Source organism: Pseudomonas taeanensis MS-3, from assembly GCF_000498575.2.
GTDB lineage: Bacteria > Pseudomonadota > Gammaproteobacteria > Pseudomonadales > Pseudomonadaceae > Aquipseudomonas > Aquipseudomonas taeanensis.
The window spans coordinates 247,278-267,375 of record NZ_AWSQ01000009.1 but is presented as its reverse complement, the minus strand read 5'-3'; the positions used below and the strand labels follow the sequence as shown (position 1 = coordinate 267,375).

Sequence of the window (20,098 nt, the reverse complement as noted above, 5' to 3'; positions counted from 1 at the left end):
GCACTTGCCTCAGGCGGCAGCAGTCGGCGCTTTACCCCCCAGCATTACAGGATCGAGCAGACTCTGCAGGCCGTCGAGCAAGCGACCATTGAGTTGCTCGGCCTTCTCCAGACGAGCAGTGTCGAAGCGCTCATCCAGGGCAAAACCACCCTTGAGCAGTTCCAACAAACTGTCCTGGTCCTGGTCAATGACTTGATTGGCACTGCGCAGCGCATCCAGCAGCCCCCGAACATAATCAGTCAGCGAGCCATTGGTTGCACTGGCCCCCTGGCCACCCTCATCGGCCACCGCGCTATAGGCGTCGGAGGCTTGGCGTACATCGACCTGGGTCAGACGCAGGGACATCGAGACCAACTGCTCGCCGTCCATCTCAAGTGCCATGGCACGATCGAAAGCGCCGGCCAGATCACCCGAATAGAACTTGTTGGACAACTCCTGCACCTGGCCGAGCAGCGCCTCCAGCGCCGCGCGTTCCTCTTCGTCCAGCTCTCCTTCGACACTGACCTGCCAAGCGCCGATTTGCAGACTAGCTGATTGGCTGCTGGCAACTAATGCGCCGCCGCTACCATTGCTGGCCAGCGCGACACTGCTCTGCGACCAGCTGGCCGAGCCCTGGGCGATGGAGATGCGCAAGCGATCACCATCGCGCGTAGTTACTGCGAGGTCGAAGCTTTGCGCCTGGGCGGCAAAACGTTCACTGCGGGCGGCAATCGTCGTATTTTCTGGAGCCTGCAGCGCAGTAAGACCGAAGCGCTCGCTCAGGTTGCCCAAGCCATCCTTGATACGCTGGTAAGTGTCGTCGATATCCGTCACCACCTTGCCTTGCAATACACCTATGCCATCAAGAATTTTGCGCGCCTCGGCAAACCCTTTCTCCACACCTTCGCGAGCCTGATTCAGCAAGCCCTGTAGCTTCGTCGGATCGGCACCCGCAGCCGCTTCGCTGTGCAGGCGCTGCTCGATGAAACCCAGCACCCGACTGGCAACTTTTTCCGGGGTGAAATCATCCCGCTGACCATTCAACGCCCCCTGTTCCAAACCAAGACGCTCAGCCAGACGATTAGCCAGGGTATTTTGCGCGTCGGCAGCACGAGCAGACGTGGCTGAGCTGTTGAAAGATGATGGACGCGAAACGAAAGGAGGCAATGCAGCCAGAGGGTTCATGACAAGGCTCCGAGGCAAGGTATCTGATCCGTTGACGGCCGCACTCCACATATCTTTAGACGGCAGGCAGTAGCAACCGACCAAAGGCCACAGTTCTGCTCCGACAGAGCGTCCATCGGTTTTGCCAGCAAAATCAACCCTGCCGGCATAAGCAGTTAAGCCCCCGCTCGGCCTCGAGTATCGCCTCTAGGCCGCTGAAATCAAGACCTGCCGACTAAAGTCTAAAAGCCAGTCAATCGTCCTCATGCTTTATTTCACAGCGCCGTAATGACCGCTAGTACGCCGATCGGCCTATCAATGAGGACACAATAATAATGAGCAAGCATCCCCTCACCCGCTCAGTGGCGTTTGCCACGCTGGGCGCCAGCCTCACCCTCCCCTCACTCGCCAATGCTGAATTCATCAAGGACAGCAAGGCCAGCCTGGATCTGCGCAACTTCTACTTCAACCGCGACCTGCGCGACACCACCGCGGCGCAGCAGTCCAAACGTGAAGAATGGGCCCAGGGCTTTATCTTCAAGGCCGAATCCGGCTTCACCGAGGGCACCGTCGGTTTCGGTCTGGACGCCTATGCCGGCCTGGGTCTGAAGCTCGACTCTTCCGACGAGCGCGCCGGTACCAATCTGCTGCCCAACCGTTTCGGCGACGAAGGCCCGGGCGAATATTCGGAAGCCACCGCGACCCTCAAGGTCAAGGCCTCCAAAACCGTGACCAAGGTCGGTGGCTTGATGCCCAAGCTGCCCACAGTCGCCGCCAACGATTCGCGCCTGCTGCCGCAGACTTTTCTCGGCGCTCACCTGAACAGCCAGGAAATCGACGGCCTGACCATCGATGCCGGCCAGTTGCGCGAGCTGAACCAGCGCGACTCCACCGACTTCCAGGATCTCAGCCTGAACTCCGGTGCCAAGCGCAACTTCAAGTTCACCGGCAAGGGCAACCAGGGCGATGACTTCAACTTCGCCGGCCTCAGCTACAAGCTGACCGACAGCCTGACTGGCGGTTACCACTACGGCGAGCTGGAGCAGCTGTACAAGCAGCACATCTTCAATCTGGTGCACGTGCTGCCGATTGCCGACAAGCAGACTTTCAAGAGCGACCTTCGCTTCGCCCGCTCCACCGACGACGGTTCGAGCAACGTCGACAACAAGGCCTTTGGCGCCATGTTCACCTATGGCCTGGGCTTCCACAGCTTCGGCCTGGGCTTCCAGAAAATGAGCGGCGACACCGGCTACGCCTATATCAACGGCACCGACCCGTTCCTGGTCAACTACGTGCAGATCGGCGACTTCGCCAACAAGGACGAGAAGTCCTACCAGCTGCGTTACGACTACAACTTCGCCGGCCTGGGCATCCCCGGCCTGACCTTCATGACCCGCTACCTCAACGGCGACAATATCGATCGTCTGAACGCGGCTGGCGAAGGCAAGGAGTGGGAGCGCAACAGCGAACTGATGTACGTGGTCCAGGACGGCGCGCTGAAAAACCTCGGCATTCGCCTGCGTAACGCCACCGTACGCTCGAACGTGGGCAACGACCTCGACGAGAACCGCTTGATCATCAGCTACAGCCTGCCGCTGTTTTAAAGGCTGCAACGTTGGCCGTAGCGCATCCCGTCAACCGAAGCACAAAAATCTATGGTTACCTCCATTTTTGCAATACTGATCAGCGATGGGTGTTTGGCTTGCCTAAATCTATCCGGCGTCTGGTTGGGGCATGCCCCGCGCCACGATGAGAGTCGCACCTGACGATCCTGAAACGCCCGGCGGCCTCTTGGGCCGATTTTTGTGTCAGGTTCTTCGTCAGGTCGGTGGGCCGTTCACGTCATCAGTTGTTCAGCTATCGCAAAACCTAAAGGGTGGTTCGTGGTACTGCAACAACAGGGGGGTCAGGCGGCGCAGCCGTCTGGCCCCGTTTCAAATCGGCCCTGTCCTTGCGCCAGCGCCCAGGCTATACGCGCCAGCTTGTTAGCCAGAGCACAGGCCACCACATTGCTATGGCGCCGGCAGAGCAAGGCGCGCACCCAGTCCGCCAGCAGGCGACGCAGGTTCTTGTCGCCGCGCTTGCTGGTCCCCAGCAGGTTCTGTCGACCACCGGTACTGTGTTGCCGCGGCACCAGCCCGACTGAAGCGGCAAAGTCGCGACTGCTACGGTACTGCCGGGCGTCCCCCAGCTCTGTCAGCAGTACGCTGCTGGTGATCGGCCCGACACCCGGGATGCTCAGCAGACGACTGCCCAGATCATCCGCCTCGACGTGCTCAACCAGCTCGCGATCGAGCACTTTGATCTGCTCGTCGAGATAGCCAAAATGCGCGTGCAGGCGCTGCAGTAAGACCACCAGCCTGGGCGGCAGGCGGTGCTCGGCCAGCACCGTCGCAAGACGACGCATGACCACCATGCCCCTGGGCAGACTGATGCCGAACTCCAACAGAAAACCATGCAGCTGATTGATACTCTTGGTGCAGTCGCGGATCAGCGATTCGCGCAGACGGTGCAGCACCGACAGGGTCTGCTGCACCTCGGTCTTGGGCGTCACGAAGCGCATGTTGGGCCGCGAGGCGGCTTCGCAGATCGCCTGAGCGTCGAGAAAGTCGTTCTTGTTGCCCTGCACGAAGGGGCGTACGAACTGGGGCGAAATCAGCAGCGGCTGATGGCCCTGAGCCTGGATCTCGCGGGCCAGGCAGTGAGCGCCGGCGCAGGCCTCCATGGCCGCACGACAGACGGGTTGCTGAGCCAGCAGGCGCAGTAACTGAGGGCGACTGAGCTGCTTGCGGAACAGCGGGCGGCCGTTGTGATCCTGCGCTTGCAGGTGAAAACTGTGCTTGCCCAGGTCAATGCCAATCAAGGCGACGGTATTCATGGTGATGGCCTCCGAAAGAAAACACCCTGTGAAGGTGTAGCCTCACAGGGTGTCGGGGGTGACCATCTCATTAGCCCGCCAATCGGCGGGCTTTTGTTCAGCTCCGTCAGTCCTGACTGACGGCGCCGATCTTATGCACCGAGAGGTCGGCCCCGTAATACTCTTCCTCCTGGCTCAGGCGAATGCCCAACAGCGCTTTCAGTACGCCATAGACCAGGAAACCACCGAGCAGCGCTACCAGCACACCCAGCGCCGTACCGATCAACTGACTGGTCAGACTGACGCCACCCAAGCCGCCCAAGGCCTCCTGACCGAAGATGCCGCAGGCAATCCCGCCCCACACACCACACAACCCATGCAGAGGCCATACACCGAGGACGTCGTCGATTTTCCATTTAACCTGGGTCGCTGTGAATGCCCAGACGAACAACGCACCGGCGATCGCACCAGTCACCAAGGCACCGACCGGATGCATCAGATCGGAGCCCGCGCACACCGCCACCAAACCTGCCAGCGGACCGTTGTGCAAAAAGCCCGGGTCGTTACGGCCGACCAGTAAGGCCGCCACAGTGCCGCCAACCATAGCCATCAGCGTATTCACTGCCACCAGGCCACTGACGCTCCCCAGAGTTTGGGCACTCATCACGTTGAAGCCGAACCAGCCGATGATCAGAATCCAGGAACCGAGCGCCAGGAATGGAATGTTCGACGGCGCGAATGCCACCAGACGCCCATCGCGATAACGCCCGTCGCGACGACCCAGCAAGATCACCGCACCGAAGGCCAGCCAGCCGCCCATCGCATGCACCACCACCGAACCGGCGAAGTCATGGAAGCTGGCACCAAAGCTGGCCTCAAGCCATTCCTGCACGCCATAGTTGCCGTTCCAGATCATGCCCTCGAAGAATGGATAGACGAAGGCCACAATCAACACCGTGGCACAGAGTTGCGGTCCGAACTTGGCGCGCTCGGCGATGCCGCCAGAAATAATTGCCGGAATCGCTGCGGCGAAGGTCAACAAGAAGAAGAACTTCACCAACGCATAGCCATTCTCCTCAGTCAGCACGCTCGCCGGTTCGAGAAAAGTCACGCCGTAAGCGACCCAGTAGCCTATAAAGAAATAGGCCAGTGCAGACACGGCGAAGTCAGAAATGATCTTCGACAAGGCATTGACTTGATTCTTCTGGCGCACCGTGCCCACCTCGAGAAAGGCAAAACCGGCGTGCATAGCCAGCACCATGACGGCGCCCAGCAGGATAAACAGGGTGTTGGAGCCATGAATCAGGCTTTCCACAGCACTGTTGATGTTTTCCATCAGCGAAGAAAACTCCGTCGTCGGGGGAAAAAGCACCAAAGCGGATCACTTATAGCCAGCCGCGCACCATATAGCGGCGCACTCACCAACCGACACCACTTTAAACACTCTCAGCCGGCCCCAAAATGATGCCAACTGAAATTGCATCCCAGGTACTTAATCCAGGTTTATTAATGACTTATTGATGCACTACGGCGTCCGGGCCGACCCTTTCATAGCCCCATAAAGGAGCGCCTAACTAAAGGTGCGCACCAGCATAATGCAAGGGCTGTACCAGCAGCTGGAACAGCAGTGCCAAACATCCTAAGCACACTAAGAGGAGGAACCCACGCCCCTTACTGCACTCGAACCCCTTACACTCACATGTCAAAGGAGAGACCCCATGGCCCGCAACAGCACCAAACCAAGCAGCCAAGATGAGTTACTTAACGAGTTCCAAGCCTTGGTTCAAGACACAGAAAAGCTGCTGCAACATTCAGCCAGCCTGGCCGGCGAGCAAGCTGAAGAGCTTCGCGAACAGATCCGCACCAGTCTTGGCCGCGCTCGCTCCACCCTGAACAATGCCGAAGAGTCCCTGCGCGAGCGTGGCAAGGCTGCGGTACAGGCAACCGAAGGCTATGTGCAGACGCACCCCTGGCAAACACTTGGCATTGCTGCCGGCATCGGTTTATTGCTTGGCATGCTGATCACGCGGCGCTGATGAGGGACGACATGGACGCCACGCCACCTTCCACACCTGGCCGCGGTCCTTCGCCGCGGCGCTTTGCCGCCGCGTTCATGGGCCTACTACAGGGTCATGTCGCACTGTTCGGCGAAGAGCTGAAAGAACAGCAAAGTAATGCTCTGCGCTTGTTCGTACTGTCCAGCTTGAGCTTAATGTTTGGCTTACTGCTCCTGATTGGCCTGTCTGCCGCAGTGCTAATCAGCTTCTGGGACAGTCACCGAGTGGCCGTGATTACCGCTCTATGTGGGTTCTACGGACTAGGCTTTCTAGTTTCTCTGGGGTTCCTGCTGCTGCGCCTACGCACTGCCCCGGCACCATTCAGCGCTAGCCTCGAAGAGTTGGCGCGTGACCGCGAGCAACTACTGCCATGAACCCGTCAGAACTACCCGCCAAGGCCTCACGGAGTGAGCTGCGCAAAGCCATGCTACGGCTGCGCCTTGAGATGCATCGTCAGGAACTGCGCCATGAAACTCTGGTGCTGCTGCAACCGCTACGACAGGCACAATACTTCAGCAGCCATTGGCGCACGGAACTAGGGAAAAGCAATGCACCACTATGGGTCGCTGGCGGCGCCTTATTGCTGACCACTTTCGGCGTGCGCCGTGGCAACTGGCGTCGTTGGCTACGCATTGCGCTGATCGCCTTCCCACTGCTCCGACGACACCCTCCACGACACCCCACTGACGAATCAGCAAGGCCACAGTAACTAGCTGGCTGCAAACTTGCTTAGCTGAATCGTTCGTCGCACCGTGCAGCGCTCTACTGCCTATAACTAAGGGTGTGCCCGGTGCTCGAGGGTCAACCTCTCGCCATAATCCAACTCTTCGTCAACGCAGCTACCGACAAGATTACCGGAGTTGGAGCACTCGTCAGCTTACGCACGTCCAAGGGGCGACTGCACTCAGCCCGACCACCGTTGAGTAACCCGAAGACTCACCCGCAGCACTGCGCCAAGTCCGCGAGCAGGCTTTCAAGCGTTTTCATGCAGCGCCTGCAGACTGGTTTCTGGGCTTGAACATTCACCGCGCTGGATCAGCGACTGCGCCCCGAGCAGCCTTTACACAGCCTTAATCAACAGGAGCGTACTGGCGCAGTCGCACACTATAGAGAAGCAGGTGTGCGCATCGCCATTTACTACTTTGCCGCTGGCCATTCGCAACTCGACCGCGTGCTGGCCGTCGTCAACAGGTTGAACACCGACTAGGCTGAGAAGACAGGGACTCCAATCCAGAGGCCGAGCCGATCATGCCCACTCACCCCACCCGAGACCTGACGGCTTGCCTGTTACTGGTTCTACTCCCTGCCATACAAGCCTATGCTGAAGAACCGACGTTTCAGGATATCAAACCTATTCTGCAAGCCCGCTGCGTGCTTTGTCACCGCGCTCCAGAGCCTCCACTCGGGCTGAGCCTCGACAGCCTCGAGGACCTGCTCAAAGGAAGCCAGAATGGGCCCATCGTTAGCTCAGGCGCCCCCTCTAGCAGCAAATTGATCAAACGCCTAAAAGGCCTCAGCCAACCGCGCATGCCTATGACCGGCCCTCCTTTTCTTAGCAAAGAAGAGATCGCCCTGTTCGAACGCTGGATTGCCGGCGGCCTTAAACCCGGCACAACCGAGCACTCAACCGGAATCGACAACACTCTATCGATCAACCCAACTGCCGCTGTGAATTACGGTCATGTTGAAAAAATTCTCGTCCGGCGCTGTGTAAAGTGTCACTCACCCGCCGGGCTTATGGGTGGACCGCCAGAAAGCTACTTGTTGACCTCTTATACGGCGACCTTGAGCCATGAGGACCGCGCTCGAGTCGTGCCCGGCTCGGCCGATAGCAGCGAGCTGGTGCGCCGCATCCGCGGCCAGGCAATACCTCGCATGCCGTATGACGGCCCACCTTTTCTCGATGAAGCGGAAATTACCCTGATCATCAACTGGATCAATCAGGGCGCGCGCGATGCGCGGGGCAAGCCGGCAAAGTTCCCAGCAGGAGCCAAGGTGCGCCTGCACGGCAGGCTGGGATCGAACTGGCAGCTGGATTCACTACCACTCAAGGTCAACGCAGCGACTCGTCTCGAGCATTCGCCGCGGACCGGTGATTATGTGCAAGTGCGCGGGCGCCTGATGAGTGACGGCGCATTGACTATAGAGCGAATCAGACCACGCGAATGACAGCACGTACGAGCTCAAGAGAGTGCATCAGGGCGGTCGATGGGGTAACAGAGACCTCAGATGCGGCCCAGAGCGCACGCAACCACCGAACCACCACTCAGGGGGCGGAGCAATCTCTTTGTGACGCCAGGCGACGGCGCTCATTCAAAGCAGGCCAATCAGAACCGCAGGAGCTGAGTACCAGCTTAGATTCCAACGTGTTGTGGGGTGGCACTAAAGACGCCGCATACCTTCAGAGCTATAACACCGACGGACTTCGGCCCTCGCCGCATATAGCCCCCGATACTACTCAACAATTAAAAAACCGACATCCCTACTCGTCCTCATTCACCCGGTCACGCAACTCTTTCCCGGGTTTGAAGTGTGGTACGAACTTGCCATCCAAACACACCGACTGACCCGTTTTCGGGTTACGACCAACTCGTGGCGCGCGGTAATGCAGAGAGAAGCTACCGAAACCGCGAATTTCAATGCGGTCACCAGTGGCCAATGCCTGGGACATTTGTTCCAGCATGGTCTTGATAGCCAGCTCGACATCCTTGGATGACAGCTGCCCCTGGTGGGTGACAATTCTCTCGATCAACTCCGACTTGGTCATGGTTTTCCCTTCTTTTTCAAGCGGCTAGATCATTTGACCTACCCCAGTTTTTAGCACGTTGCGCAGAGCTTGAACAGCCCGCAGGCTTTACAGAGGAGCCAAACCGCAAAAGTAAAGGGGGAAAATCCAAATAGCATGGGCTTCGCCTGAACTACCAGGTATCACCCAGTAATAGAGTCGCGGCCTGCCTGACCAGAAGACTCCTTGCCCATACGGACTCAGATACCCTCGCGCCAGGGTACGAACCCACTATGCTGAAGACGCTTAGGCGCCCCGATACTTTCTTACAGGCACAAAAAAGGGCGACCGAAGTCGCCCTTTTTCTGGATTACCCGAACTTAGTTCTGGTTTTCCATTTGTGCACGAATCAGATCACCAATGGTGGTCGGACCGGCAGTCTCAACGTCCTGCTTACGCAGTTCCTTGATTGCATCCTTGTCGTCAGCGACGTCTTTCGATTTGATCGACAGGCTGATGACACGGCTCTTACGGTCGACGCTGATGATCTTAGCTTCGACTTCTTCGCCTTCTTTCAACACGTTACGTGCGTCTTCAACGCGGTCACGGCTGATTTCGGAGGCTTTCAGCGTGGCTTCGATGCCTTCAGCCAGGGTGATTACAGCGCCCTTAGCGTCAACTTCTTTAACGGTACCGCGCACGATGGCGCCCTTATCGTTAATGGCAACGTAGTCGGAGAACGGATCTTCTTCCAGTTGCTTGATGCCCAGGGAGATGCGCTCACGCTCTGGATCAACGGAGAGGATAACGGTATCCAGCTCGTCGCCCTTCTTGAAACGACGTACAGCTTCTTCGCCTACTTCGTTCCAGGAGATGTCGGACAGGTGAACCAGGCCGTCGATGCCGCCATCCAGACCAATGAAGATACCGAAATCGGTGATCGACTTGATGGTGCCGGAGATCTTGTCGCCCTTGTTGAACTGACCCGAGAAATCTTCCCACGGGTTAGTTTTGCACTGCTTGATACCCAGGGAGATACGACGACGCTCTTCGTCGATATCCAGAACCATGACTTCCACTTCGTCGCCAACCTGAACGACTTTCGACGGGTGGATGTTCTTGTTGGTCCAATCCATTTCGGATACGTGCACCAGGCCTTCCACGCCTTCTTCCAGCTCTGCGAAGCAGCCGTAGTCGGTCAGGTTGGTTACGCGTGCAGTAACGCGAGTGTCCTGCGGGTAGCGCGCCTTGATAGCAACCCATGGGTCTTCGCCCAGCTGCTTGAGGCCCAGGGAAACGCGGTTGCGCTCACGATCGTACTTGAGGATCTTGACATCGATCTCATCGCCAACGTTGACGATTTCAGACGGATGCTTGATACGCTTCCAAGCCATGTCGGTGATGTGCAGCAGGCCGTCGACGCCGCCCAGATCGACGAATGCGCCGTAATCCGTGAGGTTCTTGACAATACCTTTGACTTGCTGGCCTTCCTGCAGGGACTCGAGCAGAGCTTCGCGCTCGGCGCTGTTTTCGGCTTCCAGTACGCTGCGACGGGAAACGACAACGTTGTTGCGCTTCTGGTCCAGCTTGATGACCTTGAATTCGAGCTCTTTGCCTTCCAGGTGAGTGGTATCACGCACCGGACGCACATCGACCAAGGAACCTGGCAGGAACGCACGGATGCCGTTAACGTCGACAGTGAAGCCGCCCTTAACCTTACCGTTGATAACGCCCTTAACCACTTCCTCAGCGGCGAAAGCTGCTTCCAGAACAATCCAGCACTCGGCACGCTTGGCTTTTTCGCGGGACAGCTTGGTTTCACCAAAGCCATCTTCAACCGCGTCCAGCGCAACGTGAACTTCATCACCGATCTTGATGGTCAGTTCGCCAGCGTCATTGTGGAACTGCTCCAGCGGAATGAGGCCTTCAGACTTCAAACCAGCGTGAACGGTTACCCAACCAGCTTGGTAATCGATATCGACGATGATGGCGGTGATGATCGAGCCAGCCTGAAGGTTCAGGGTTTTTAGGCTTTCTTCAAAGAGTTCAGCAAAGCTTTCGCTCATTTTAATTCCTGTTGATTCAGGGCAGGGAATCCGCCCAAACCACATTCCAGACAATGTGGGTACGTTCATATAAAAAGAGGCCAACGGGAATGGACTGGTTTCCCGTATGCCTCCTTGCGAACCATTCAGCTTGCGCTGCGGTTCTTCTCACTCAGCGAGATCGCGGTTGGCGACCTCGCTTAGAATTCGTTGCAGCACCTGCTCGATCGAAAGCTCAGTGGAATCCAGTTGTATCGCATCGGCCGCCGGTTTGAGTGGAGCCACTGCGCGCTGGATATCGCGTTCATCACGCGCCCGGATCTCGTCGAGGAGACTCGCAAGATTAACATCATCACCCTTGGCCTTCAACTGCAAGTAACGCCGCCGAGCACGCTCTTCCGCGCTGGCGGTCAAGAACACTTTCAGCGGCGCCTCTGGAAACACCACGGTACCCATGTCTCGACCATCGGCCACCAAGCCCGGCATTTCCAAAAAGGCCCGCTGGCGCTGCAACAACGCCTCGCGCACTGCCGGAAGCGCAGCGACCTGGGAGGCGCCCGCACCAATCTGTTCATTGCGGATGGCGTCGGTCACTTCCTCGCCTTCCAGAATGATTCGCTGAGCCTGCCCATCGGCGACAGCAACGAACTGCACATCCAGATGAGCGGCAAGCACTTTCATTGCCTCCTCATTGGTCAGGTCGACACCATGATTACGCGCGGCGAACGCCAGCAAACGATAAAGCGCTCCTGAGTCGAGCAGACTCCAACCCAACTTCTGAGCCAGCAGCCCAGCAATGGTGCCCTTGCCCGACCCGCTCGGCCCATCGATGGTGATTACCGGCGCCTGAACAGTCATGACTTAGCCTCCTCACTGACCCGAATACCGACCTGGGCCGCCAAGGAGAGAAAATTCGGGAAGGAGGTCGCGACGTTGGCGCAATCATGGATACGGATCGGCGCGGTAGCACGCAACGAAGCCACACTAAAGGCCATGGCGATACGGTGATCACCGTGGCTGTGCACCTCGCCGCCACCGATGCTGCTGCCCTCAATGATGATGCCATCTGGTGTCGGCTCGGCCTTGACACCCAACGCCAACAAACCATCAGCCATGACCTGAATACGGTCCGACTCCTTGACCCGCAGCTCTTCGGCGCCGCGCAGCACGGTGCGTCCCTCGGCGCAGGCCGCAGCGACGAACAACACTGGAAACTCGTCAATCGCCAATGGAACCAGGTCTTCTGGAATATCGATACCCTTGAGTTTGGCCGAGCGCACCCGGATGTCCGCCACCGGCTCGCCACCGACCTCACGCTGGTTTTCCAGACTGATATCGCCGCCCATCAACTTGAGGATGTCGATCACCCCAGTACGGGTCGGATTGATACCGACATGCTCAAGCAGCAGTTCCGAACCCTCGGCAATGCTTGCCGCCACCAGGAAGAACGCCGCGGAGGAGATATCCGCTGGCACCTCGATATGGGTCGCCGTCAGCTTGTGTCCGGATTCCACGGTCGCGGCCTTGCCCTCGACCGCCACCGGATAACCGAAGCCGCGCAGCATTCGCTCGGTATGATCACGGGTCGGCGCCGGCTCAATCACCGTGGTGGTACCGGCCGCATAGAGCCCGGCGAGCAACAGGCTGGATTTCACCTGGGCGCTGGCCATCGGCATTTCATACGTCATGCCGCCGAGGCGGCGCCCGCCACGAATAGTCAGCGGCGGACGGCCCTCGGCGGCCGTCTCGATCAACGCTCCCATGGCGCGCAACGGCTTGGCCACGCGATTCATCGGACGCTTGGTCAACGAGGCGTCGCCGGTCAGGGTAGTGTCGAACGACTGCGCCGCAAGCAAACCAGAGAGCAGGCGCATGGAGGTGCCCGAATTACCTAGGTAGATCGGCCCAGGCGGCGGCTGCAAGCCATGCAGGCCTACCCCGTGAATGGTCACGCGACCATGGTGTGGGCCTTCGATGACCACCCCCATGTCGCGGAATGCCTGCAGGGTCGCCAGGGCATCTTCGCCCTCGAGAAAGCCCTCGACCTCGGTCGTGCCTTCGGCCAGCGAGCCGAGCATGATCGAGCGGTGAGAAATGGATTTGTCGCCCGGAACGCGAATTCGTCCAGAAAGCGTGCCGCCGGGGTTTGCCAGAAAAATCAGATCATTCGAGTGCATAGCGTCCACATAGGCCCTACGGGCTAAAATTTTACTGAAATGCTCGCGAGCCACGCGGGCGCGAGTAAATACGCCCAACAGTTGATGCCCGTCCCCTGCGTCGACCGCCTCACGCAATGCGTCGAGGTCGGCGCGAAATACATCCAGGTTACGCAGCACCGCCTCGCGATTAGCGAGAAAGATGTCGTGCCACATCACCGGATCGCTACCGGCAATCCGCGTAAAATCGCGAAATCCACCGGCTGCGTAGCGAAAAATTTCCAGGTTCTCGCCGCGCTTGGCCAACGAGTCGACAAGGCCAAATGCCAACAGATGAGGCAGATGGCTGGTCGCGGCGAGCACATGATCATGATGCTCGACCTGCATGTGCTCGACATCCGCCCCCAGCTCGCACCAAAGACGATCGACCAGCTGCACGGCCTGCGCATCGGTTTGCTGCAGCGGCGTCAGAATCACTTTATGCCGGCGGAACAACTCGACATTGGCCGCCTCGACCCCACTCTGTTCGGATCCGGCAATCGGGTGGCCCGGCACGAAACGCGCCGGCATCTCACCGAAGGCCAAACGGGCAGCACGCACCACATTGCCTTTGGCGCTGCCGACATCGGTAAGCACGGCAGCACCCAAGTCGAGCTTGGCCAGCTCACCCAGCAGCTTTTCCATCGCCAGTATAGGCACCGCCAGCTGGATCACCTCGGCACCCTGACAGGCGACGGCCAGATGCTCCTCACAGCGATCGACAACACCCAGCTCGACAGCCAGCTGCCGCGATTGCGGATCAAGGTCGACGCCCACCACCTCACGACAGACTCCACGCTCACGCAGCCCCTTGGCGAAAGAGCCGCCAATCAGGCCGAGACCGACCACCACCAGGCGACCGATTATCGGAGCATTGGATTGCACCTTATTGACGGCTGCAGCCTTCAACTCACTCACGCGTCGAGCACCTTGGCCAACGCCTCGAGGAAACGGGCATTCTCTTCAGGCAAGCCAATGGACACTCGCAAGTGATGCGGCATACCGTAATTGGCAACCGGACGCACAATTACGCCCTCGCGCAGCAGAGCCTGATAAAGCGGCATGGACTCGCGGCCAAGGTCTACGGCGATGAAATTACCCCTGGATGGAATCCAGCTCAAATCCATCGCCCGTAAACCGTCCTGCAGTTGCGCCATACCAGCATCGTTGACGCGACGACTGTCGGCTAGATACTCGCTATCACTCAACGCCGCACAGGCTGCAGCCAAGGCCAGGCTGTTGACGTTGAACGGCTGACGCACACGATTCAGCACATCGGCTACCGGCGCCGAACTGATTCCGTAGCCCACACGCAGCGCAGCCAGCCCGTAAGCCTTGGAGAAGGTGCGCGATACCAGCAGATTCGGATATCGGCTCAGGTACTCGAGGCCGTCCGGCAGTTCGTCGCCTTCGGCGTACTCGATGTAGGCCTCATCCAGCACCACCAGCACACGCTCCGGCACACGCGCGAGAAAATCGCTCAGTGCCTGCGGACCAAACCAGGTCCCGGTAGGGTTATTGGGGTTGGCAACGAAGATCACGCGGGTATTCTCATCGATCGCCGCGAGCATGCCATCCAGGTCATGGCCGTAGTCTTTGGCCGGTACCGCCCTGCCTTGCGCACCGACCGCCTGAGTGGCGATCGGATAGACGGCAAAGGCGTGCTCACTGAACACCGCATTCAAGCCCGGCGCCAGGTAGGCGCGAGCGACCAGCTCGAGGATATCATTGGAGCCGTTGCCAAGGGTGACCTGATTGAGCGCTACGCCGCAGTGCGCCGCCAACTGGCGCTTCAGGGCGAAACCATTACCGTCAGGGTAACGCGTGAGCTCGGCCAGTTCGGCGCTAATCGCCTCCAGCACCTTGGGACTCGGTCCCAGCGGGTTCTCGTTACTGGCCAGTTTGACGATGCTCGCCGGATCGAGATCCAGTTCGCGAGCCAACTCGTCCACCGGCTTGCCCGGCACATAGGGCGACAGCTTTTGCACGCCTGGTTGGGCCAGGCCGAGGAAATCACAGCTCATTACTTGCCTCTTGTTGATCCGTCCCACTCGCGCGGCGCGCCCGCCATCCCACACCCGCAGCCTGATTGTCCCAGGCTAGCGGACAGGCAATCTACAGAACCGCCTTGGGATAGGAACCCAGCACCTTGAGAGCCACGGCTTCCTGGTTGATCTTCTCGAGCACGTCCTTGATCAGCGGATCGCGATGGTGCCCAACGAAGTCGATGAAGAACACGTAGGTCCACTTGCCACTGCGCGACGGACGGGTTTCGATGCGGGTCAGGTCAATACCGTTGTGATGGAACGGCACCAGCAACTCATGCAAGGCGCCGGGCTTGTTGCTCATCGAAACGATGATCGAGGTCTTGTCGTCACCGGTCGGCGGCACTTCCTGGCTGCCGATGATCAAGAAGCGCGTGGAGTTATCCGGACGGTCCTCAATTTTCTCGGCCAGCTTGCTCAGACCATAGAGATTTGCCGCCATATCACCGGCAATCGCCGCCGAATTCCACTCACCCTTCACCCGCTTGGCCGCATCCGCATTGCTCGAAACCGCGACCCGCTCAACGTTCGGGTAATGCGCATCCAGCCACTTGCGGCACTGGGCCAACGACTGGGCGTGCGAGTAGATCCGCGTGATCCTGTCGGTCTTGGTGGTTTCGCCGACCAGCAAATGGTGGTGAATACGTAATTCGACCTCACCACAGATCACCATGTCGTGCTCGAGGAAGCTGTCCAGGGTGTGGTTGATCGCGCCTTCGGTAGAGTTTTCCACCGGCACCACGCCGAAGTTGACCGCACCGGCGGCCACCTCGCGGAACACTTCGTCGATCGCCGCCATCGGCACACTGATCACCGCGTGACCGAAGTGCTTCATTGCCGCGGCCTGAGAGAAGGTTCCCTCCGGACCGAGGTAGGCGACCTTGAGCGGGTTTTCCAGGGCCAGGCACGAGGACATGATCTCGCGGAACAAGCGCGCCATTTCCTCGTTACCCAGCGGGCCCTGGTTGCGCTGCATGATGCGCTTGAGCACCTCGGCCTCGCGCTCCGGGCGATAGAACACCGGTTTCTCGCCTTCCGGCAACGCTTTCATCTTGACCCGCGCCACTTCTTCGGCACAGCGCGCACGATCACTGATCAGCTCGAGGATTTTCTCGTCGAGATTGTCGATGCGCAGACGCAGGGCTTGCAGCTCTTGCTCGGAGATTACATCCGTCATCAGCCGTGCTCCTTCTCGAACTCAGCCATATAGGCTACCAGAGCCTGCACCGCGTCGAGACCTACCGCGTTATAGATGGATGCGCGCATGCCACCGACCGAGCGATGGCCCTTGAGATTGAGCAGACCACGTGCATCGGCGCCGGCGAGGAACGTCTTGTCGAGGCGCTCATCGGCCAAACGGAACGGCACATTCATCCAGGAGCGCGCATTCACCGCGATCGGATTACTGTACAACTCACTGCTGTCGATGGCGCCATAGAGAAGCTCCTTCTTGGCACGGTTGCGCTGCTCCATGACCTCGACGCCGCCCAACTCCTTCAGCCACTCGAACACCAGGCCGGAGAGATACCAGGAGAACGTCGCCGGCGTGTTGTACATCGAGCCGTTGTCGGCGGCGATCTTGTAGTTGAGCATGGTCGGGCAGGCGCTACGGGCACGCCCGAGCAGGTCTTCACGGACAATCACCACCACCAGACCGCTGGGGCCGATGTTCTTCTGCGCACCGGCGTAGATCAGGCCGAATTTCGACACATCGATAGGCCGCGAGAGGATGTCCGAGGACATGTCCACCACCAAAGGCACATCGCCTACTTCTGGAACCCAGTCAAACTCCAGGCCGCCAATGGTTTCATTGCTGGCGTAATGCAGGTAAGCGGCATCTTTCGACAACTGCCACTCGTTCTGCCCGGGAATAGCAAAATAGTCGTAAGGCTCGGCGCTAGCAGCGACGTTGATGTTGCCGTAGCGACGAGCCTCGTCGATGCTTTTCTTCGACCAGATGCCGGTGTCGATGTAATCGGCGACGCCGTCTTCCGGCAACAGGTTCAGAGGGATTTCGGCGAATTGCTGGCTGGCACCGCCCTGCAGGAACAGCACTTTATAGTCGGAGGGAATGGCGAGCAGGTCGCGAAGATCCTGCTCAGCCTTGCTGGCGATGGCCATGTAATCGTCACTGCGGTGACTCATCTCCATCACCGACAGGCCTTTACCCTGCCAGTCGAGGAGCTCCGCCTGGGCGCGTTGCAGAACAGCTTCAGGAAGCGCGGCAGGGCCGGCGCAGAAGTTAAAGGCTCGCTTGCTCACATCCACTCTCGCTCAAATGTTGGACGGACCACCGCTTCGCGGCATGCCCGCCGAATCCTACAGGGCAGCGAGCGAGGCCTAAGCGGCCTCGCTCAGTCGCGTCACTCCTGGTCGACCGGACTTTCGTCAGCCATGCCGTCCAGCGCCTCGCCTGCAATCTCTTCGCCAGCAGCCTCTTCGCCTTCCAGTTCATCGCCCTCGACTTCAGACGGTTCCTGCACACGCTCAAGACCCACCAGCTTCTCATCCTTGGCCAGCTTGATCAGGGTCACGCCCTGGGTATTGCGACCCAGGCTGGAGACCTCGCCAACGCGGGTACGCACCAAGGTACCCTGATCGGAAATCAGCATGATTTCCTCGCCATCAAGCACCTGAACGGCGCCGACCAGCTTGCCATTGCGCTCGTTGCTGACCATGGCAATCACACCCTGGCCGCCACGCTTGTACTCCGGGAACTCCGAAATCGACGTGCGCTTGCCATAGCCACGCTCAGAGGCGGTGAGGATCTCGCTACCCTCCTCCGGAATCAGCATGGAAATCAGTTTCTGACCTTCCGGCAGACGCATGCCGCGCACACCGCGAGCCGTGCGGCCCATGGCACGCACGTCGCTTTCCTTGAAACGGGTGACCTTGCCGCCATCGGAGAACAGCATGACTTCACGGCTGCCATCGGTGATGGAGGCGGAAATCAGCGTGTCGCCTTCATCCAGCTCCAGGGCAATCAGGCCAACGCTACGCTGACGACTGAACTGCTCCAACGGAGTTTTCTTCACGGTACCGCCAGCGGTCGCCATGAAGATGAAGTGACCTTCGGTGTATTCCTCAACCGGCAGCATGGTGGTGATGAACTCACCCTCACTCAGCGGCAGCAGGTTGACCAGCGGACGCCCGCGCGCAGCGCGCGAAGCTTCCGGAATCTCGTAGGTCTTCATCCAGTACACCTTGCCCTTGCTGGAGAACAGCAACAGCGTGGTATGGCTATTGGCGACCAACAGGTGAGCGATGTAGTCCTCATCCTTGATCCCGGTCGCCGACTTGCCTTTACCGCCACGGCGTTGCGCCTGATAGGCAGCCAACGGCTGGGACTTGGCGTAACCGGTGTGGGAAATGGTCACCACACGTTCTTCTTCGGTGATCAAGTCGCCCAGGGTCAGGTCCAGGCGGGCATCGAGAATCTCGGTGCGACGAACGTCGCCGAACTCCGCTTTGATGCCTTCCAGTTCCTCGCGAATGACTTCCATCAAACGTACGGCGCTGGTGAGGATGCGAATCAGCTCACCAATCTGATTGAGAATTTCCTGGTATTCGCCCAGCAGCTTCTCATGCTCCAGACCGGTCAAGCGGTGCAGACGCAGATCGAGAATGGCCTGAGCCTGCTCCGGCGAGAGGAAGTATTTGCCATCGCGCAGGCCAAATTCCGGCGCGAGACCTTCCGGCCGACAGGCATCGGCACCCGCGCGCTCAACCATGGCTTCCACGGCACTGGACTCCCACGGCGTGGCGATCAGCGACGCTTTGGCTTCCGCCGGGCTTGGCGAGGCTTTGATCACGGCGATCACCGGATCGATATTGGACAGCGCGACTGCCTGGCCTTCGAGGATATGCCCGCGCTCACGCGCCTTGCGCAACTCGAATACGGTGCGTCGGGTGACCACTTCGCGGCGATGCAGAATAAAGGCCTCAAGCATGTCCTTGAGGTTGAGAATCTTCGGCTGACCGTCGATCAGGGCGACCACGTTGATGCCGAACACACTCTGCATCTGGGTCTGGGCGTAGAGGTTGTTGAGGATCACCTCCGGTACTTCGCCGCGGCGCAACTCGATGACGATACGCATACCGTCTTTGTCGGACTCATCGCGCAGCTCGGTGATGCCCTCGAGCTTCTTCTCTTTCACCAGCTCGGCGATCTTCTCGATCAACCGCGCCTTGTTCAGCTGATACGGCAGCTCGGTGACGACGATCTGCTGACGACCGCCGACCTTATCGATATCTTCGAACGCGGCGCGAGCGCGGATATGGATGCGCCCACGGCCAGTACGGTAGGCCTCAATGATGCCGGCGCGACCGTTGATGATCGCAGCAGTCGGGAAATCCGGGCCCGGGATGTACTGCATCAGCTCATCGACTGTCAGTTCCGGACTATCGATCAGTGCCAGACAACCATCGATCACTTCGCCCAGGTTGTGCGGCGGAATATTGGTGGCCATGCCCACGGCGATGCCGCTGGAGCCGTTGACCAGCAGGTTGGGCACCTTGGTCGGCATTACCGCGGGAATCATCTCGGTGCCGTCGTAGTTTGGCACCCAGTCCACTGTTTCCTTGTGCAGGTCGGCCAGCAGCTCATGGGCCAGCTTGGTCATGCGCACTTCGGTGTATCGCATGGCAGCAGCGTTATCGCCATCCACCGAACCGAAGTTGCCCTGACCATCGACCAACAGGTATCGCAGGGAGAACGGCTGCGCCATCCGCACGATGGTGTCGTACACCGCAGTATCACCATGCGGGTGGTACTTACCGATCACGTCACCGACCACACGGGCGGACTTCTTGTACGGCTTGTTCCAGTCGTTGCCCAGCTCGCTCATTGCGAAGAGCACGCGGCGGTGCACCGGCTTCAAGCCATCACGCGCGTCCGGCAGAGCACGCCCGACGATTACGCTCATCGCGTAGTCGAGATAGGACTGCTTCAGTTCGTCTTCGATATTGACCGGGAGGATTTCTTTGGCCAGTTCGCCCATGAGTAGCCTGCTTCCTTTTTTCTAGTGAGGC

The 20,098-nt window shown here is 59.1% G+C and carries 16 protein-coding genes; 5 read left to right on the top strand and 11 right to left on the bottom strand.

Features of this window, described 5'->3' with window-relative positions; genetic code table 11:
- Positions 1-9 precede the first annotated feature (9 nt).
- A complete protein-coding gene (locus tag TMS3_RS21440; RefSeq protein ID WP_025167350.1) occupies positions 10-1,164 on the bottom strand; it encodes a DUF5610 domain-containing protein in 1,155 nt (384 codons plus the stop codon).
- A 314-nt stretch (positions 1,165-1,478) separates the two neighbouring features.
- Here TMS3_RS21440 and TMS3_RS21435 point away from each other — a divergent pair, with 314 nt between their 5' ends.
- On the top strand, positions 1,479-2,747 hold the full coding sequence (locus TMS3_RS21435) for an OprD family porin (RefSeq protein ID WP_025167349.1): 1,269 nt from the start codon (positions 1,479-1,481) through the stop codon (positions 2,745-2,747).
- Between the two features lie 302 nt (positions 2,748-3,049).
- Here the strand turns inward: TMS3_RS21435 and TMS3_RS21430 are convergent, their stop codons facing one another.
- Together TMS3_RS21430 and TMS3_RS21425 are read right to left on the bottom strand one after the other, a co-directional pair.
- Positions 3,050-4,021 (bottom strand): IS110 family RNA-guided transposase, encoded by a 972-nt coding sequence (locus TMS3_RS21430; protein WP_025167348.1) that lies wholly within the window; start codon positions 4,019-4,021, stop codon positions 3,050-3,052.
- Positions 4,022-4,127: 106 nt separating this feature from the next.
- Positions 4,128-5,336, bottom strand: coding sequence for an ammonium transporter (locus tag TMS3_RS21425; RefSeq protein ID WP_025167347.1), 1,209 nt, complete (start codon positions 5,334-5,336; stop codon positions 4,128-4,130).
- 382 nt (positions 5,337-5,718) lie between these two features.
- On the opposite strand from TMS3_RS21425, the gene TMS3_RS21420 reads away from it, so the two are divergent.
- The 4 genes from TMS3_RS21420 (at position 5,719) to TMS3_RS21405 (ending at position 8,226) form a co-directional block, all read left to right on the top strand.
- A complete protein-coding gene (locus TMS3_RS21420) occupies positions 5,719-6,036 on the top strand; it encodes a DUF883 family protein (protein WP_025167346.1) in 318 nt (105 codons plus the stop codon).
- Between the two features lie 11 nt (positions 6,037-6,047).
- Positions 6,048-6,431 carry a phage holin family protein gene (locus TMS3_RS21415; protein WP_025167345.1) on the top strand — a complete coding sequence of 128 codons (384 nt, stop codon included), beginning with the start codon at positions 6,048-6,050 and terminating at the stop codon, positions 6,429-6,431.
- Positions 6,428-6,766, top strand: coding sequence for a hypothetical protein (locus TMS3_RS21410; RefSeq protein ID WP_025167344.1), 339 nt, complete (start codon positions 6,428-6,430; stop codon positions 6,764-6,766). The genes TMS3_RS21415 and TMS3_RS21410 overlap by 4 nt, the downstream gene beginning before the upstream one ends.
- A gap of 539 nt (positions 6,767-7,305) precedes the next feature.
- Complete coding sequence (locus tag TMS3_RS21405; RefSeq protein WP_083491818.1) at positions 7,306-8,226, top strand: c-type cytochrome domain-containing protein; 921 nt, start codon at positions 7,306-7,308, stop codon at positions 8,224-8,226.
- A gap of 313 nt (positions 8,227-8,539) precedes the next feature.
- On the opposite strand, the gene ihfB is transcribed toward TMS3_RS21405, so the two are convergent.
- From ihfB to gyrA, 8 genes are all read right to left on the bottom strand, one after another.
- The gene (ihfB, locus tag TMS3_RS21400) at positions 8,540-8,824 is read right to left on the bottom strand and encodes an integration host factor subunit beta (RefSeq protein ID WP_025167342.1); all 285 of its coding nucleotides are present in this window, start codon (positions 8,822-8,824) and stop codon (positions 8,540-8,542) included.
- A 338-nt stretch (positions 8,825-9,162) separates the two neighbouring features.
- Positions 9,163-10,848: a 30S ribosomal protein S1 gene (gene rpsA, locus TMS3_RS21395; RefSeq protein WP_025167341.1), complete on the bottom strand. Its 1,686-nt coding sequence runs from the start codon at positions 10,846-10,848 to the stop codon at positions 9,163-9,165.
- 147 nt (positions 10,849-10,995) lie between these two features.
- Complete coding sequence (gene cmk, locus TMS3_RS21390; RefSeq protein WP_025167340.1) at positions 10,996-11,685, bottom strand: (d)CMP kinase; 690 nt, start codon at positions 11,683-11,685, stop codon at positions 10,996-10,998.
- A complete protein-coding gene (locus TMS3_RS21385; protein ID WP_025167339.1) occupies positions 11,682-13,889 on the bottom strand; it encodes a bifunctional prephenate dehydrogenase/3-phosphoshikimate 1-carboxyvinyltransferase in 2,208 nt (735 codons plus the stop codon). Before TMS3_RS21385 ends, cmk begins: the two co-directional genes overlap by 4 nt.
- 47 nt (positions 13,890-13,936) lie before the next feature.
- The gene (hisC, locus tag TMS3_RS21380; RefSeq protein WP_025167338.1) at positions 13,937-15,046 is read right to left on the bottom strand and encodes a histidinol-phosphate transaminase; all 1,110 of its coding nucleotides are present in this window, start codon (positions 15,044-15,046) and stop codon (positions 13,937-13,939) included.
- 91 nt (positions 15,047-15,137) lie between these two features.
- Positions 15,138-16,244 carry a prephenate dehydratase gene (pheA, locus tag TMS3_RS21375; protein WP_200929737.1) on the bottom strand — a complete coding sequence of 369 codons (1,107 nt, stop codon included), beginning with the start codon at positions 16,242-16,244 and terminating at the stop codon, positions 15,138-15,140.
- Entirely contained in the window at positions 16,244-17,329 is a 1,086-nt protein-coding gene (serC, locus tag TMS3_RS21370) for a 3-phosphoserine/phosphohydroxythreonine transaminase (RefSeq protein ID WP_025167336.1), read from the bottom strand. Before serC ends, pheA begins: the two co-directional genes overlap by 1 nt.
- Positions 17,330-17,430: 101 nt before the next feature.
- Positions 17,431-20,067 carry a DNA gyrase subunit A gene (gene gyrA, locus TMS3_RS21365; protein WP_029866553.1) on the bottom strand — a complete coding sequence of 879 codons (2,637 nt, stop codon included), beginning with the start codon at positions 20,065-20,067 and terminating at the stop codon, positions 17,431-17,433.
- Between the last annotated feature and the right edge of the window lie 31 nt (positions 20,068-20,098).